Here is a 13,104-nt window from a genome sequence, read left to right as displayed (position 1 = left end):
TTAAACTGGGCGCGTGCTGCTCTCCGATCGTGACATCCGGGCCGAGATCGCCGCTGGGCGGCTCGGTGTCGAACCGATGCTGGATTCGATGGTGCAGCCGTCGAGCATCGACGTGCGCCTGGACGGGTTGTTCCGGGTGTTCGACAACAGCCGCTACACCCACATCGACCCGGCCCTGCAGCAGGACGAGCTGACCAGCCTGGTCGAGCCCAAGCCGGGCGAGCCGTTCGTGCTGCACCCGGGGGAGTTCGTGCTCGGGTCGACGCTCGAGGTGTGCTCGCTGCCCGACGATCTGGCCGGGCGGCTGGAGGGCAAGTCGAGCCTGGGCAGGCTCGGGCTGCTCACTCACTCGACGGCGGGGTTCATCGACCCGGGGTTCAGTGGGCACATCACCCTGGAGCTGTCGAACGTGGCGAACCTGCCGATCACGCTGTGGCCGGGCATGAAGATCGGGCAGCTGTGCCTGATCCGGCTGAGCAGCCCGGCCGAGCACCCGTACGGCAGTGCCGCGGCCGGCTCGAAGTATCAGGGGCAGCGCGGGCCGACGCCGTCGCGGTCGTACCTCAACTTCCCGTTGCCGCCCGCCTCGCTCAACGCCGTCGAGACCCGCTGAGGGGTCACCGCCAGGGCGAGGTGCAGCACCAGCGACAGCGGCGGCAGCACGTCGTCGCGGCTGGGCGGACGCACCCAGTGACAGCCCTCGCGGCTCCACCGGCCCAGGCTGGTCGGCAGCATCACCGCGCTGCCGATGCCGGGGATGTCGATATCGAGGCCGGCCAGCTCGGTGACCACCTCGGCCGGCGGCCGGGCGTCGGGTTCGGTGAGCAGGCTCCAGCGGATCTGCCTGGCCAGCACCGGACCGGCCCGGCGTTGCTCCCGTAAGGTCGCGAGCACCGACTCGGCGCGCGTGGTCGGCAGGTGCACCACACAGAGCCGATCGGTGATCGGCAGCATCACGAAGCCACCGCGCTCGCGAACGGGTAGCCCGAATTCGCGCTGGTAGCAAGACACCCAGTCATCGACAGTTCTGGCTTCCACCCTTCCAGGATCGTCGCTTCGCGTGCGCGCGACCACTGCCCCGCACCGCCCTTTCACTGCCTCAGGCAACCGATTCCGCGAAGATGTGGTGTGTCTCACTGTCGCACTCGTACTCTGGAGGCAGTGGTCCGTCGGATGAAGGTGACGCCGTGGTCGGGGAGTGGACAGGCAGAGAGGCCAGAGCTCTTCGCGATGCCAAACGAATGAGCATCCGGGAGTTCGCGGCTCATCTCGGCGTGCACGAACGACTGGTCTCGAAATGGGAGGCCGGTGGCGCGCGGGTGCGCCCGCGGCCGGTGAATCAAGCCGCGCTCGACACGTCGCTGGCTCGGTCCGACGACGTGGTCCGCGCACGTTTCTCTACTCTTTTGGCGCCCACCGGCGCCGACGCCGACCTGCTCGCTTTCGTCGACGCCGGTGCGATCAAAGGCGCTGTGTCCGAGGTGATGTCGGAGAGGGAGTTGATCATGGCGGCTGCGCACGAGGCGAGCGAGCACGCGGCTGCCGCGGAGAGCACCAATGTCGGCGCGACGACGCTGGCCCAGCTCGACGCCGACGTCCGGCGCATCGCCAACGAATACGTGCACGCCGCGCCCGCACCGATGATGGTCGAGATGCTGCGGGTGCGGCGCCGGGTGTACCGACTACTCGACGGGCAGCAGAAGCCCGGAGACACCAGTCACCTGTATCTGCTCGCGGGCACCCTGTCGGGGCTGATGGCCAATGCCAGCACCGACCTGGGGTACCTCGACGCCGCGGGTGAACAGATCAGGGCCGCTTGGGCCTACGCCGAACTCAGTGGGCACAACGGCTTACGCGCGTGGACCCGCGGCATGCACGCGCTGATCGAGAACTGGTCGGACCGGCCGCGCAACGCGGTCCAATTGGCGCGCAGCGGACAGGAATTCGCCGGGCAGGGCCTGGCCCGGGTCCGGCTGCTCAATATCGAGGCCAGGGTGTGGGCGCGGCTGGGCAGCGATACCGAGACCGACCGCTGCCTGCGCGCCGCCGAAGCGGTGGTGAGCGACCGGCGCGACGAGCTGCACGACGAGATCGGCGGCGTGTTCGGCTTCGGCGCGCCGAAGGCCGCGTACTACGCGGGCGCCACCTGCATCCAGCTGGGCCGGGCCGAGCAGGCGCTGGCCGCCACCGAGCGGGCCATCACCCTGTACTCCAGCGGCCCCGCCCTGCAGCGCTCCTACGGCGCCGAATCCCTGGCCCGCGTCGACAACGCCGCGGCCCACCTCATCAACGGCAGCATCGATGGCGCCGCCGATGCCCTGCGCCCGGTCCTGGGGTTGCCCGAGGATCGCCGCATCGCCCAGCTCGGCGAGCGGTTGGTGGGTCTGCGTCGACGCATCGCGGCCCCGACCTATCGCGATGCCGTCGAAGCGCGTGGTCTGGATGAACAGATCGAAGAATTCTGCGTCGCGACCGCCGCGCTCGCCAGTCGCGCCTATCCGTCGTAGCGAAGGGTCCGGCCGGGAATCTCGGGGAGGCGGGGGAGCCCTACCATTGATCGGGTGAGTCCTCAATCGCCGCATGTGCCGCCGCGCGTTCTCGAGCAGTCGAAGAAGCTGCAGGACGTGGTCTACGAGATCCGTGGGCCGGTACACGCACACGCGGCGCGGTTGGAGGCCGAAGGCCACCGCATCCTCAAGCTGAACATCGGCAATCCGGCCCCGTTCGGGTTCGAGGCGCCCGATGTGATCATGCGCGACATGATCGCGGCCCTGCCGTACGCGCAGGGGTATTCCGAGTCCAAGGGCATCCTGTCGGCCCGGCGCGCGATCGTCACCCGCTACGAGCTGGTGCCCGGCTTCCCTGAGCTCGACGTCGACGACGTCTACCTGGGCAACGGCGTCTCCGAGCTGATCACCGTCACCATGCAGGCGCTGCTCGACAACGGCGACGAGGTGCTGATCCCCGCGCCCGACTACCCGCTGTGGACGGCGATGACCAGCCTGGCCGGCGGTACCCCGGTGCACTACCTGTGCGACGAGGCCAACGGCTGGCAGCCCGATATCGCCGACATCGAATCGAAGATCACCGACAAGACCAAGGCGCTGCTGGTGATCAACCCGAACAACCCGACGGGTGCGGTGTACTCGGCGGAGGTGCTGCAGGCGATCGTCGACCTGGCGCGCAAGCATCGCCTGCTGCTGCTGGCCGACGAGATCTACGACAAGATCCTCTACGACGACGCCAAGCACATCTCGCTGGCCTCGCTGGCGCCCGATCTGCTGTGTCTGACGTTCAACGGCCTGTCCAAGGCGTACCGGGTGGCCGGGTACCGCTCCGGCTGGCTGGCCATCACCGGGCCCAAGGAGCACGCGGCCGGCTTCCTCGAGGGCATCGATCTGCTCGCCTCGTCGCGGCTGTGTCCGAACGTGCCCGCCCAGCACGCGATCCAGGTGGCGCTCGGCGGGCACCAGAGCATCGAGGACCTGATCCTGCCCGGTGGGCGGCTGCTCGAGCAGCGCGATGTGGCGTGGGAGCGGCTCAACATGATTCCCGGTGTGTCATGTGTGAAGCCGCGGGGCGCGCTGTACGCGTTCCCGCGTCTGGACCCGAACGTGCACGAGATCCACGACGACGGGAAGCTCGTGCTCGATCTGTTGTTGCAGGAGAAGATCCTGATGGTGCAGGGCACCGGGTTCAACTGGCCCGACAACGATCACCTGCGGATCGTGACCCTGCCCTGGGCACGGGATCTGGCGGTGGCCATCGAGCGGTTCGGCAATTTCCTCGCCAGTTACCGTCAGTGAGTCCTCACCTAGCGGGGCTTTGACCAGTGAGTTCGCGGGGTCTAGGCAACCTGGTCGCCCGTATAGATAGACCAAAACAGACCCGAGGTTCGGAATCTTGGAGTTTTTGAAGAGCTGCTAGTGCAAAAGTCCAACTTTTGTGTACAGTAGTCCTCGGCGCTTCGGCGCCCGGCCCGGTTGTCTACCCCCCCTGGACAACCGAGAGCCTCAGGTCAGCGCGCCTACCCCCCTGGGCGCCTGCCTGCGGGCGGCGGAGACATCCCCCTGCTCTCCGCCGCCCTCTCCCGCCTCCCCGCGATTCTTGGCCGGACTCAGGTGCATGGTTCGCTGCGTTCGCGGCCGGCGGTGATATCGCGGGCTCTGTCAGCCCGTTCCCGGTGAGTTACCCATGTTCTTGCGTGATAGCGGGGTTGCGTGGGGTCGTTCTTGAAAACGACATCCCTTAAGCTTTGCCCGGTGAGCGATCATCATCACCACCATCACCACGATCATTCGGGGCCTATCGCTATCGGGGCTACGGCGGCGAAGGTCGTTGTGGGGTTGCTCGGGGTGATCGGGGTGGTCGTGCTGGTGGCGGCCGCGATGTTGTGGCCGAGTGCGCAGCATGTCGAGATTCCGCTGCCGATGCAGACCATGACGGGTGGGGCGGTGCACACCGAGGCCGGTACCGTCGTGCTGCAGGACATCGGGCCGTGCGGGAGTCCCTCGAACGGGAAGGTGTTCACGGGGCAGCCCATCGAGCCGCGGGCCGCCTCCTACACCTGTCAGCGCAGCGTGATCGACATCCGGTCCGGGCCGGACGAGGGCAAGAAGACACTGTTCGAGATCGCGCCGGGGCCGGGGCAACCCGACCTGCGGGCGGGCGACAACATCCGGATCGTGCGCGCGGCCGACCCGAGCGGCACGACCATGTACGCGTTCGAGGACTACTCGCGCGGGCTGCCGCTGCTGGTGATCGTGCTCGCGTTCGTCATCGTCATCTGCGTGGTCGCGCGGTGGCGGGGGTTCCGGGCGCTGCTCGGGCTGGTGTTCGCGTTCGCCGTCGTCGTCATGTTCCTGCTGCCCGCGCTGCTCGACGGCAAGCCCGCGATCCCCGTCGCGCTGGTCTCGGGTGCGCTGATCCTCTACGTGGTGCTCTACCTCGCGCACGGGGTGAATCTGCGGACCAGTTCCGCGCTGCTCGGCACGCTCGCCTCGATGCTCGTCGCGGCACTGCTGTCCTGGGTGGCGCTCGAGATCACCAACCTCACCGGGCTGTCCGAAGAGCAGAACACCAATGTGGCCACCTACATTCAGCACGTCAGCATCACCGGGCTGCTGCTGGCCGGGTTCATCATCGGCTCGCTCGGTGTGCTCAACGACGTCACCATCACCCAGGCCTCGGCGGCGTTCGAGCTCGCCGCGCTCGACGAAGGCGCGTCCCGCGGGGAGATCTTCACCGCGGCCATGCGGGTCGGGCGCGACCACATCGCCAGCACCGTCTACACCCTGGTGCTCGCCTATGCCGGTGGCGCGCTGCCGCTGCTGCTGCTGTTCAGCATCGCCGGACGGTCCATCTCCGACGTACTCACCGGCGACGCCGTCGCCATCGAGATCGCGCGGTCGGCGGTCGGCGGTATCGCGCTGGCCCTGTCGGTGCCGCTGACCACCCTCATCGCGGTGCTGCTCGCCCGGCCGTTCGGCGCGAAGCAGGTGGTCGCCGCGCCGCCGCAGCGGGCCCGGCACGCCAGGACCTGAGCGCTACTGGCCCGGCGGTGGGAAGCCGGGCAACACCACCGGCGGCAACGTCGGGACGACGATCGGCGGCAGACCCGGCACCACGGTGAAGGTGTTGGGGCCCTGCGGCGGCGAGGTCGAGGTGGTCGGCTGCGCATTCTGCTGGGTCACCGGCGGCGCGGCCACCGTCGCGTGCACCGCGTCGGTGGTCGGGGCGGCTGCCGAAGACGGACCGGCCAGGGTCGGGCGCGGCGCGGTCGACTCGGGCACCGCCTGAGAGCCGTCGCTGGAATTGCCGCGCTCGAGCACTTCGGGGCCGTAACCGAGGCCGAGGCCGATCGCGGCGACCACCACCAGCGAACTCACTGTCAGCACGGCGGCGTTCAGCTCGCGGCGGTTGTTGCCGTTGCGGCTGGTCAGCGCGCTCAGCGGCCGGCGGCGGCGCGCGGGCGCGGTCAGCCAGGCCGGGGTCGCGTCGTCGACGTCGGTCAGCGGGGCAGGCGCGGGACTCGCGGGCGCCTGCTGGACCTGCGCGGGGCGCGCAAGCAGCGCGGCACCACGGGCCAGCGCGGTCTCCGGCTCGGCGGGCACGATCACCGGCACCCCGATCGTGCGTTCCAGCACCCTGGCGACCAACGGGATCCGGGCGCCACCGCCGATCACCAGGACCGCCTGCACCGGATGCTGCGCGCGGATGATGACATCGCGGGTCATCCGCGCCGACGACTCGATCGCCAGCATCATCAGCGCTTCGAAGTTCTCCTGCGTGAGCAGCACCAGGCCCTGCTCGCTGGGCAGCGCGACCGCGTTCTCGCTCGACAGCTGCTCCTTGGCGGCCCGGCACAGGGCGTCCAGCTCGGCCAGGCCCACCGGGTCGGCCGGATGCGCGATCCGGCCCGAGGCGATCTGCTGCTCCCGGATCAGCGAATCCAGGTAGTCGCCGCTGATGTCGCTGATCCGCTCGCACTGATAGACATCGCTGGTGCGGGCGTTGACCACGCTCACCGTCAGACCCGAACTGCCCAGGTCGTAGACCGCCAGCGTGGACACCTCGCGCATATCGGTGGTCGCGTGCGCGAAGTGCACGGCGGCAACCGCTTCGGGAACCAGCTGATAGTTGGTGAGCTGACGCCGCGCCATCGCGGCCCGGATCGCCCTGGCCTGCGGTTCGCTGCGGAAGGTGACCGTGGTGGCCGCGACCTCGGGTGCGGCGGCCAGCGTCGCGGCGATCGCGTCGGCGGCCGATTCCTCGGCCTGGTGCTCCGGCATCGAAATGGTGTGCTGCTCGAACGAATACGGCGGGACGAACCCGTGGGGGCCACCGTGCTGCGGGCGTGCGAGGCGCACTGTGCCGGCCCCCACCGATACTCCCAATACCGCGCTCATCAGCTGCCCATCTCGTTCCCTACTGCACGACATGCGGAGCCTGCACACTGGGATCTCTGCCCGGCAGCCCCCGCTTGGATCGCCACTCTACGGGGTACCGAGTCCGGCGTACACCCATCCGGCGTCGCGCCAGGTAGCGCGGTCCAGGCAATTGCGACCGTCGATGATCGAACGGGAACGTACCACCGGATCCAGATCGGCAGGCGTCAACGCCGTGAATTCGTTCCATTCGGTCAGAACCAGGACCACATCGGCGCGATCGCACGCCTCGGCGACCGAGGTGGCGTAGTTCAGCGTCGGGAACACCCGGCGCGAATTCTCCACGGCCTTCGGGTCGTACACGGTGACGACCGCGCCGTGCAGCTGGATCATCCCCGCGACGTTCAGCGCGGGCGAATCGCGCACATCGTCGGACTCCGGTTTGAACGCCGCGCCGAGGACCGCCACGTTCGCGCCGAGCAGCGAGCCGCCGCAGGCGCGCGCGGCCATGTCGACCACCTTGGTGCGGCGGCGCATGTTGATGTTGTCGACCTCGCGCAGGAACGCCACGGCGTGGTCGGCGCCCAGCTCGCCGGAGCGGGCCATGAACGCGCGGATGTCCTTGGGCAGGCAGCCGCCGCCGAAACCCAGTCCGGCATTGAGGAATCGGCGGCCGATGCGGGCGTCGTAGCCCAGCGCGTCGGCCAGCATCGTCACGTCGGCGCCGGTCGCCTCGCAGACCTCCGAGACCGCGTTGATGAACGAGATCTTGGTCGCCAGAAAGGCATTCGCCGAGACCTTCACCAGTTCGGCGGTGGCGAGATCGGTGAGCAGGAAGGGGATCTCGGCGGCGATCAGGTCGGCGTAGAGCTCGCGGATCCGCTGCTCGACCCAGGCCGACCGCTCGCGCGCGTGGTCGATGCCGAGAACCAGGCGATCCGGGCGCAGGGTGTCCTGCACGGCGAAGCCCTCGCGCAGGAACTCCGGGTTCCAGGCCACCTCGACGTCGACGTTCGCGGCCGCGCGGGCCCGTTCCCCCAGGGCCGCGGCGGTTCCCACCGGCACGGTCGACTTGCCGACGATCATCGCCGGGCGCTCCAGCATCGGGGCGAGGGTGTCGACCACGGCGTGGACGTACTTCAGGTCGGCACCGTACTCGCCTTTCTTCTGCGGCGTGCCGACACCGAGAAAGTGCACGTCGGCGTGGGCCGCGGCGTCCTCGTAGTCGGTGGTGAACCGCAGGCGGCCCGCGGCGAGGTTGCGTTGCAGCACCTCGTCCAGGCCCGGTTCGTAGAACGGCACCACGCCGTCGGCCAGTTTGGCTACCTTGCCGGGATCCACATCCACCCCGACCACATCGTGCCCCAGCTCGGCCATACACGCGGCATGCGTGGCCCCCAGGTACCCCGTTCCGAAGACTGTGCATCGCATAGTTCTGTTGGTAAGCGGCGCGCGTGGCTACGCCGCGTCAGCGAGGCAAGAGCGGGCGCAACATCTGGTGTACAGGGGGAGACATCGATCGACCGACCAGTCGCGCGGGGCCGCTACCTGCGGTGATGGGGTTCGGTGGAGTGCAAGGTTCGGATCGTGGGTGTGCAGAGTGTTCGCGGGTGTGGACGTGTCATCGGGTCGGGTGGGTGGCGCGTCACTAGCATCGAGCCGGTGCGCCGGCTGTGGATTCTCCTCGGTGCGCTGCTGCTCGCGGTACTGGTCGCGGTGGTCGCGCTGTGGCCGGTGTATGTGCGGCCGCGCGTCGACGCACTGATGCCCGCCGACGCGATCCTGGTCCTCGGCGGTGCGCACGACGGTCGCGAACAGCTCGGCTTGAAGCTGGCGGCCGAAGGCTACGCACCCCGCGTCCTGGTCTCCAACCCGTACGAGCACAGTCCGATGGTCAACCGGATCTGCCACGGCGGCTACAGCTTCGAGGTCATCTGCTTCGACCCCAGTCCCCGCACCACCCTCGGCGAAGGCCGTGAACTGGCCCGCCTGGGCACCGACTGGACGCGCGTCATCGTCGTCACCTTCACACCCCATATCTCCCGCGCCCGCTACATCCTCGGCACATGCTGGCCGGGCGAGCTCCTCTTCGTCGACCCGAAACCCCACCTCTCCCCGGCCCGCTGGGCCTGGGACTACACCTACCAATCCGCGGGTTTCGTGAAGGCCTGGTTCGCCGACTGCTGACGCGAATTCAGTTGCCAACTACTTGCCGGTATTGCCCTTTCGGTTGTTGTAGCGGGTATACGCTCGCGCAGCACTCCTGTCGGGGGGAGCGCGGTGGGGCGGTCAGAAGGCCGACCCGACGTCTGCGAGCAGGGGATATCGGAGTATGAATCATGTGACGATGGCCGGGCGACTGGTCGGTGTAGCCACGGTAGTGCTGGTCGGGGCGACGGGCTGTGCTGTCGAGACCGAATCGGGAGCGCGCACCTCGTCGGCTACGGCGCCGCCGACGATAACTGTCACCGCGGTCGGCTCATCGGGGGTCGCGCCGGCGCCGACAACGTCTTCAGCGCCGCTGGCAGTCGTCCCACCGGTGACCACGGTGCCCGCTGCCGCCCCCGCGCCTGCGGCACTGATGCCGGCGGTGGTGTGTATGAATCTGCAAGCAGCGCAGGACACAATCCAGGCTGCGGGTGTCTTCTTCTCCCGGTCCAAAGATGCCAGTGGCCGTGGCCGGGCACAGGTGATGGACCGCAATTGGGTCGTGGTCGCGCAAGAACCGGCGCCCGGGATGCCGGTCGGCGAAGCGGAAGCGGTGCTGTCCGTGGTGAAGAACGACGAATCCAGTCAGTGCTGACGGCTCGCTGAGCCTGCAACGGACCGCGTCTGTCCGAATAGGGGCGTGAGAGCGAGCGAGGCGCGGATTCTGGGGAATCCGCGCCTCGCTCGTGGTTTTCAGTTGTCAGTTCTTGCGGCCCGGGGCCTTCGCGCCCGACTTGAAGCCGAGGCCGCCGGGCTTGGCGGTCGGCGGGGCCACCGGTGGGGTGCCGTTGCCGTTGGTGGGCTCGGCCGGTTCTGCGGCGCTAGCTTCCGGTTCGGTGGCGGCCGGGGCTTCCGGTTCAGCCGGGGCCGCGGGGGCCGGGGCTGCGGCGCCGGGGGCCTTCGGGCCGGGGCGCTTGAAGCCGGACTTCATAGCCAGGCCCTTGGCGGCGACCGTCGGCTTGGTTTCGGTGGGAGCCGAAACCGGGGCCGCGGCGGGAGCTTCGGCGGCCGGGGCCACTTCCGCTGCCGGAACCGGAGCTGGAGCCGGCGCCGGAGCGGCGGGAGCCTTCGCGCCGGGAGCCTTCGCACCCGGAGCCTTGGCAGCGCCCTTGAGACCGAGGCCCTTGACCGGCGGGGCGGCCGGAGCGGGCGTGGTTTCGGCGGGAGCGGCTGCCTCGGCGGGAGCGGCCGGAGCCTTCGCACCGGGGGCCTTCGCGCCACCCTTCATGCCGAGTCCGCCGCCGGGTGCCTTGGCGCCACCCTTCATACCCAGACCCTTGACCGGGGCCGCGGGAGCCGCGGTCTCGGCGGCAGGCGCCGCTTCGGCTGCCTTCGCACCGGGAGCTTTCGCACCGCCCTTCATGCCGAGTCCGCCACCGGGTGCCTTGGCGCCACCCTTCATGCCCAGACCCTTGGCCGGCGCGGCCTCGGCGGGAGCGGCTTCGGCGGCGGGCGCCTGCGCACCCGGAGCCTTGGCGGCACCCTTCATACCGAGTCCGCCACCGGGTGCCTTCGCGGCACCCTTCATGCCCAGACCACCGCCGGGTGCCTTGGCAGCGCCCTTCATGCCCAGACCACCACCGGCCGGCGCGGCCTTCGGGGCAGCCTCCTCGGCCACCTCGGCGACCGGCGCGGGTTCCGGCTCGGGCTCGGGTTCCGGCTCGGCCTTCGGCTCCTGGACGACGAGCAGGTTCGCCGACAGCTCGGCGGCGTCGACGCGGGTGATCGAGTCGAGCATCAGCTGCGCGACGTCGACGACCTCGACACCCTCGCCCTGACCCTGCTCCTGACGCGCGGTGACACCGTCGGTGAGCATGACGCGGCAGAACGGGCAGCCGGTCGCGATCTTGGTCGGGTTGGTGGACAGTGCCTCGTCCACGCGGTCGACGTTGATGCGCTTGCCGAGTTGCTCTTCCATCCACATCCGGGCGCCACCGGCACCACAGCACATGGACCGCTCGCCGTGGCGCGGCATCTCGACCAGGGTCGAACCCGAGGCCTCCATGAGCTCACGCGGCGCGTTGTAGATCTTGTTGTGTCGACCCAGGTAGCAGGGGTCGTGGTAGGTGATGTTCTGCGACACCGAGGCCACCGGCACCAGCTGCTTCTGCCGCACCAGGCGGTTCAGCAGCTGGGTGTGGTGCACCACCTCGTAGGTGCCACCGACCTGCGGGTACTCGTTGTTGAGCGCGTTGAAGCAGTGCGCACAGGTGACGACGATCTTCTTCTTCGACTGCTCGACACCCTCGAACACCGAGTTGATGACCTCGATGTTCTGCATGGCCAGCTGCTGGAAGAGGAACTCGTTGCCCGCGCGGCGAGCCGAGTCACCGGTGCAGGTCTCCTCGGCGCCGAGCACCATGAACTTGGTGCCCGCGGTGGCGAGCAGCTCGGCGACGGCCTTGGTGGTCTTCTTGGCGCGGTCCTCGTAGGCGCCGGCGCAGCCGACCCAGAACAGGTACTCGTAGCCGTCGAAGCTGTCGGCGTCCTTACCGAAGACCGGGATGTCGAAGTCGACTTCCTTGATCCAGTTGAGGCGGTCCTTGGAGTTCTGGCCCCACGGGTTGCCCTTGTTCTCCAGGTTCTTGAACAGCCCGGCCAGCTCGGACGGGAACTCCGACTCGATCAGCACCTGGTAGCGGCGCATGTCGATGATGTGGTCGACGTGCTCGATGTCCACCGGGCACTGCTCGACGCAGGCGCCACAGCTGGTGCAGCTCCACAGCACCTCGGGATCGATGACGCCGTTGACGTCCTCGCCGCCGATCAGCGGGCGCTCGGCCTCGAGGCGGGCGGCCTCGGGGATCTTGGCCAGCGCGGCCTCGTTCGGCTTGCCGTCGGCGTCGACCAGGCCGATCTCGTCGCCGCCGGGGTCCTTGCGGCCACCGGCCAGCAGGTACGGGGCAGCGGCGTAACCGTGGTCGCGCAGCGACATGATCAGCAGCTTGGGCGAGAGCGGCTTACCGGTGTTCCAGGCGGGGCACTGCGACTGGCAGCGACCACACTCGGTGCAGGTGGTGAAGTCCAGCCAGCCCTTCCAGGAGAAGTCCTCCATGCGCCCGACGCCGAGGTTGTCGACATCGGGGTCGACGTTCTCCATGTCGAGGACCTTGCCGTTGGAGATCATCGGCTTGGCCGCGCCCAGGGCGACGCTGCCGTCGGCCTCACGCTTGAAGTAGATGTTGAAGAAGGCCGAGAACCGGTGCCACGCGACACCCCAGTTGACGTTGCGGCTGACCACGACCACCCAGACCAGCGCCGCCATCAGCTTGAAGAAGGCGAAGACGGACACGAGCGTGGCATTGGCGGGCAGCACCGCGGCGAGGTGCATGCTGACGAAGTCGCTGCTGGCGTGGGACTCGCTGGTGTATGCCAGCACCAGGGCCTTCGCGCCGAGCATGCTGATGCCCTCGACGAGCACGATGGTCTCGACGAAGTAGGCGGCGCCGAAATTGGAGCCGGAGAACCGTGACAGTCGCTCCGGGATACGGGGATGGTTCAGCTGGCGGATGGTGATCAGCACCAGCGCGCCGATGATGGTGCCGAGGGCCAGCAGCTCGTCCGCGAGGTGGTAGACGAAGGTGTTACCGACCAGCGGCCAGGTGAACGTGGGGCTGAAGATCTGCCCCTGCGCTTGGAAGACGGTGACGAAGCCGAGCATGAAGCCGACCATCACGAGCCAGTGCGCCCAGCCGACGGTCCGGAACTTCACCATGCGCGTGTGCGCGGCGAATTCCTTGACCATGGTGGTGAATCGCGGCACGAACGGCAGGAAGCGGTCCGGGGCGGCCTGCCCCAGCATGATGGTTCGCACCATCCGCCGCACTGCCAGCCCGAACATAATCCACGCGGGTACACCGATCAGTATGGAGATGATGCCCAATGTCATCGATACAGGGCTCATGCCAGGGCCTTTCGTTCACGTAGCGACGCGGTGCCGCTCGTCCCAGGACGCATCATAGTACGGTCTAAGTTACTTGCCGGTAGAGGTGGGCCTTCCATGTTACTG

The 13,104-nt window shown here is 68.6% G+C and carries 10 protein-coding genes; 6 read left to right on the top strand and 4 right to left on the bottom strand.

Annotation, left to right across the window (positions count from 1 at the left end; genetic code table 11):
- Positions 1-13: 13 nt before the first annotated feature.
- A complete protein-coding gene (gene dcd, locus NV348_RS14145; RefSeq protein ID WP_447147356.1) occupies positions 14-613 on the top strand; it encodes a dCTP deaminase in 600 nt (199 codons plus the stop codon).
- On the opposite strand, the gene NV348_RS14140 is transcribed toward dcd, so the two are convergent.
- Positions 526-1,038, bottom strand: coding sequence for a hypothetical protein (locus tag NV348_RS14140; protein ID WP_447147355.1), 513 nt, complete (start codon positions 1,036-1,038; stop codon positions 526-528). The genes dcd and NV348_RS14140 overlap by 88 nt on opposite strands.
- 203 nt (positions 1,039-1,241) lie before the next feature.
- Here NV348_RS14140 and NV348_RS14135 point away from each other — a divergent pair, with 203 nt between their 5' ends.
- The 3 genes from NV348_RS14135 (at position 1,242) to NV348_RS14125 (ending at position 5,543) form a co-directional block, all read left to right on the top strand.
- Positions 1,242-2,507, top strand: coding sequence for a helix-turn-helix domain-containing protein (locus tag NV348_RS14135; RefSeq protein WP_447147354.1), 1,266 nt, complete (start codon positions 1,242-1,244; stop codon positions 2,505-2,507).
- A 45-nt stretch (positions 2,508-2,552) separates the two neighbouring features.
- Complete coding sequence (locus tag NV348_RS14130; protein ID WP_447151034.1) at positions 2,553-3,806, top strand: pyridoxal phosphate-dependent aminotransferase; 1,254 nt, start codon at positions 2,553-2,555, stop codon at positions 3,804-3,806.
- A gap of 456 nt (positions 3,807-4,262) precedes the next feature.
- Entirely contained in the window at positions 4,263-5,543 is a 1,281-nt protein-coding gene (locus tag NV348_RS14125) for a YibE/F family protein (protein WP_447147353.1), read from the top strand.
- Positions 5,544-5,546: 3 nt separating this feature from the next.
- On the opposite strand, the gene NV348_RS14120 is transcribed toward NV348_RS14125, so the two are convergent.
- Positions 5,547-6,908: a DUF7159 family protein gene (locus tag NV348_RS14120; RefSeq protein WP_447147352.1), complete on the bottom strand. Its 1,362-nt coding sequence runs from the start codon at positions 6,906-6,908 to the stop codon at positions 5,547-5,549.
- Between the two features lie 87 nt (positions 6,909-6,995).
- Positions 6,996-8,318 (bottom strand): UDP-glucose dehydrogenase family protein, encoded by a 1,323-nt coding sequence (locus NV348_RS14115; protein WP_447147351.1) that lies wholly within the window; start codon positions 8,316-8,318, stop codon positions 6,996-6,998.
- Between the two features lie 231 nt (positions 8,319-8,549).
- Between NV348_RS14115 and NV348_RS14110 the strand changes: the two genes are divergently transcribed.
- The gene (locus NV348_RS14110; RefSeq protein WP_447147350.1) at positions 8,550-9,074 is read left to right on the top strand and encodes a YdcF family protein; all 525 of its coding nucleotides are present in this window, start codon (positions 8,550-8,552) and stop codon (positions 9,072-9,074) included.
- A gap of 160 nt (positions 9,075-9,234) precedes the next feature.
- Positions 9,235-9,690, top strand: a complete 456-nt coding sequence (locus NV348_RS14105) for a PASTA domain-containing protein (protein WP_447147349.1) — start codon at positions 9,235-9,237, stop codon at positions 9,688-9,690.
- A 105-nt stretch (positions 9,691-9,795) separates the two neighbouring features.
- Here NV348_RS14105 and NV348_RS14100 read toward each other — a convergent pair whose 3' ends face one another.
- Positions 9,796-12,999, bottom strand: a complete 3,204-nt coding sequence (locus NV348_RS14100; protein WP_447147348.1) for a (Fe-S)-binding protein — start codon at positions 12,997-12,999, stop codon at positions 9,796-9,798.
- Between the last annotated feature and the right edge of the window lie 105 nt (positions 13,000-13,104).

Source organism: Nocardia fodinahabitans (genome assembly GCF_052983615.1).
Note: the sequence above shows the minus strand (reverse complement) of the source record. Positions and strands in the feature narration are given on the sequence as shown.

Coding starts and splice junctions, on each gene's coding strand:
- NV348_RS14135 (WP_447147354.1), top strand. CDS start 1,242: ATGAGCATCCGGGAGTTCGCGGCTCATCTCGGCGTGCACGAACGACTG.
- NV348_RS14120 (WP_447147352.1), bottom strand. CDS start 6,908: ATGAGCGCGGTATTGGGAGTATCGGTGGGGGCCGGCACAGTGCGCCTC.
- NV348_RS14115 (WP_447147351.1), bottom strand. CDS start 8,318: ATGCGATGCACAGTCTTCGGAACGGGGTACCTGGGGGCCACGCATGCC.
- NV348_RS14105 (WP_447147349.1), top strand. CDS start 9,235: ATGGCCGGGCGACTGGTCGGTGTAGCCACGGTAGTGCTGGTCGGGGCG.
- NV348_RS14100 (WP_447147348.1), bottom strand. CDS start 12,999: ATGAGCCCTGTATCGATGACATTGGGCATCATCTCCATACTGATCGGT.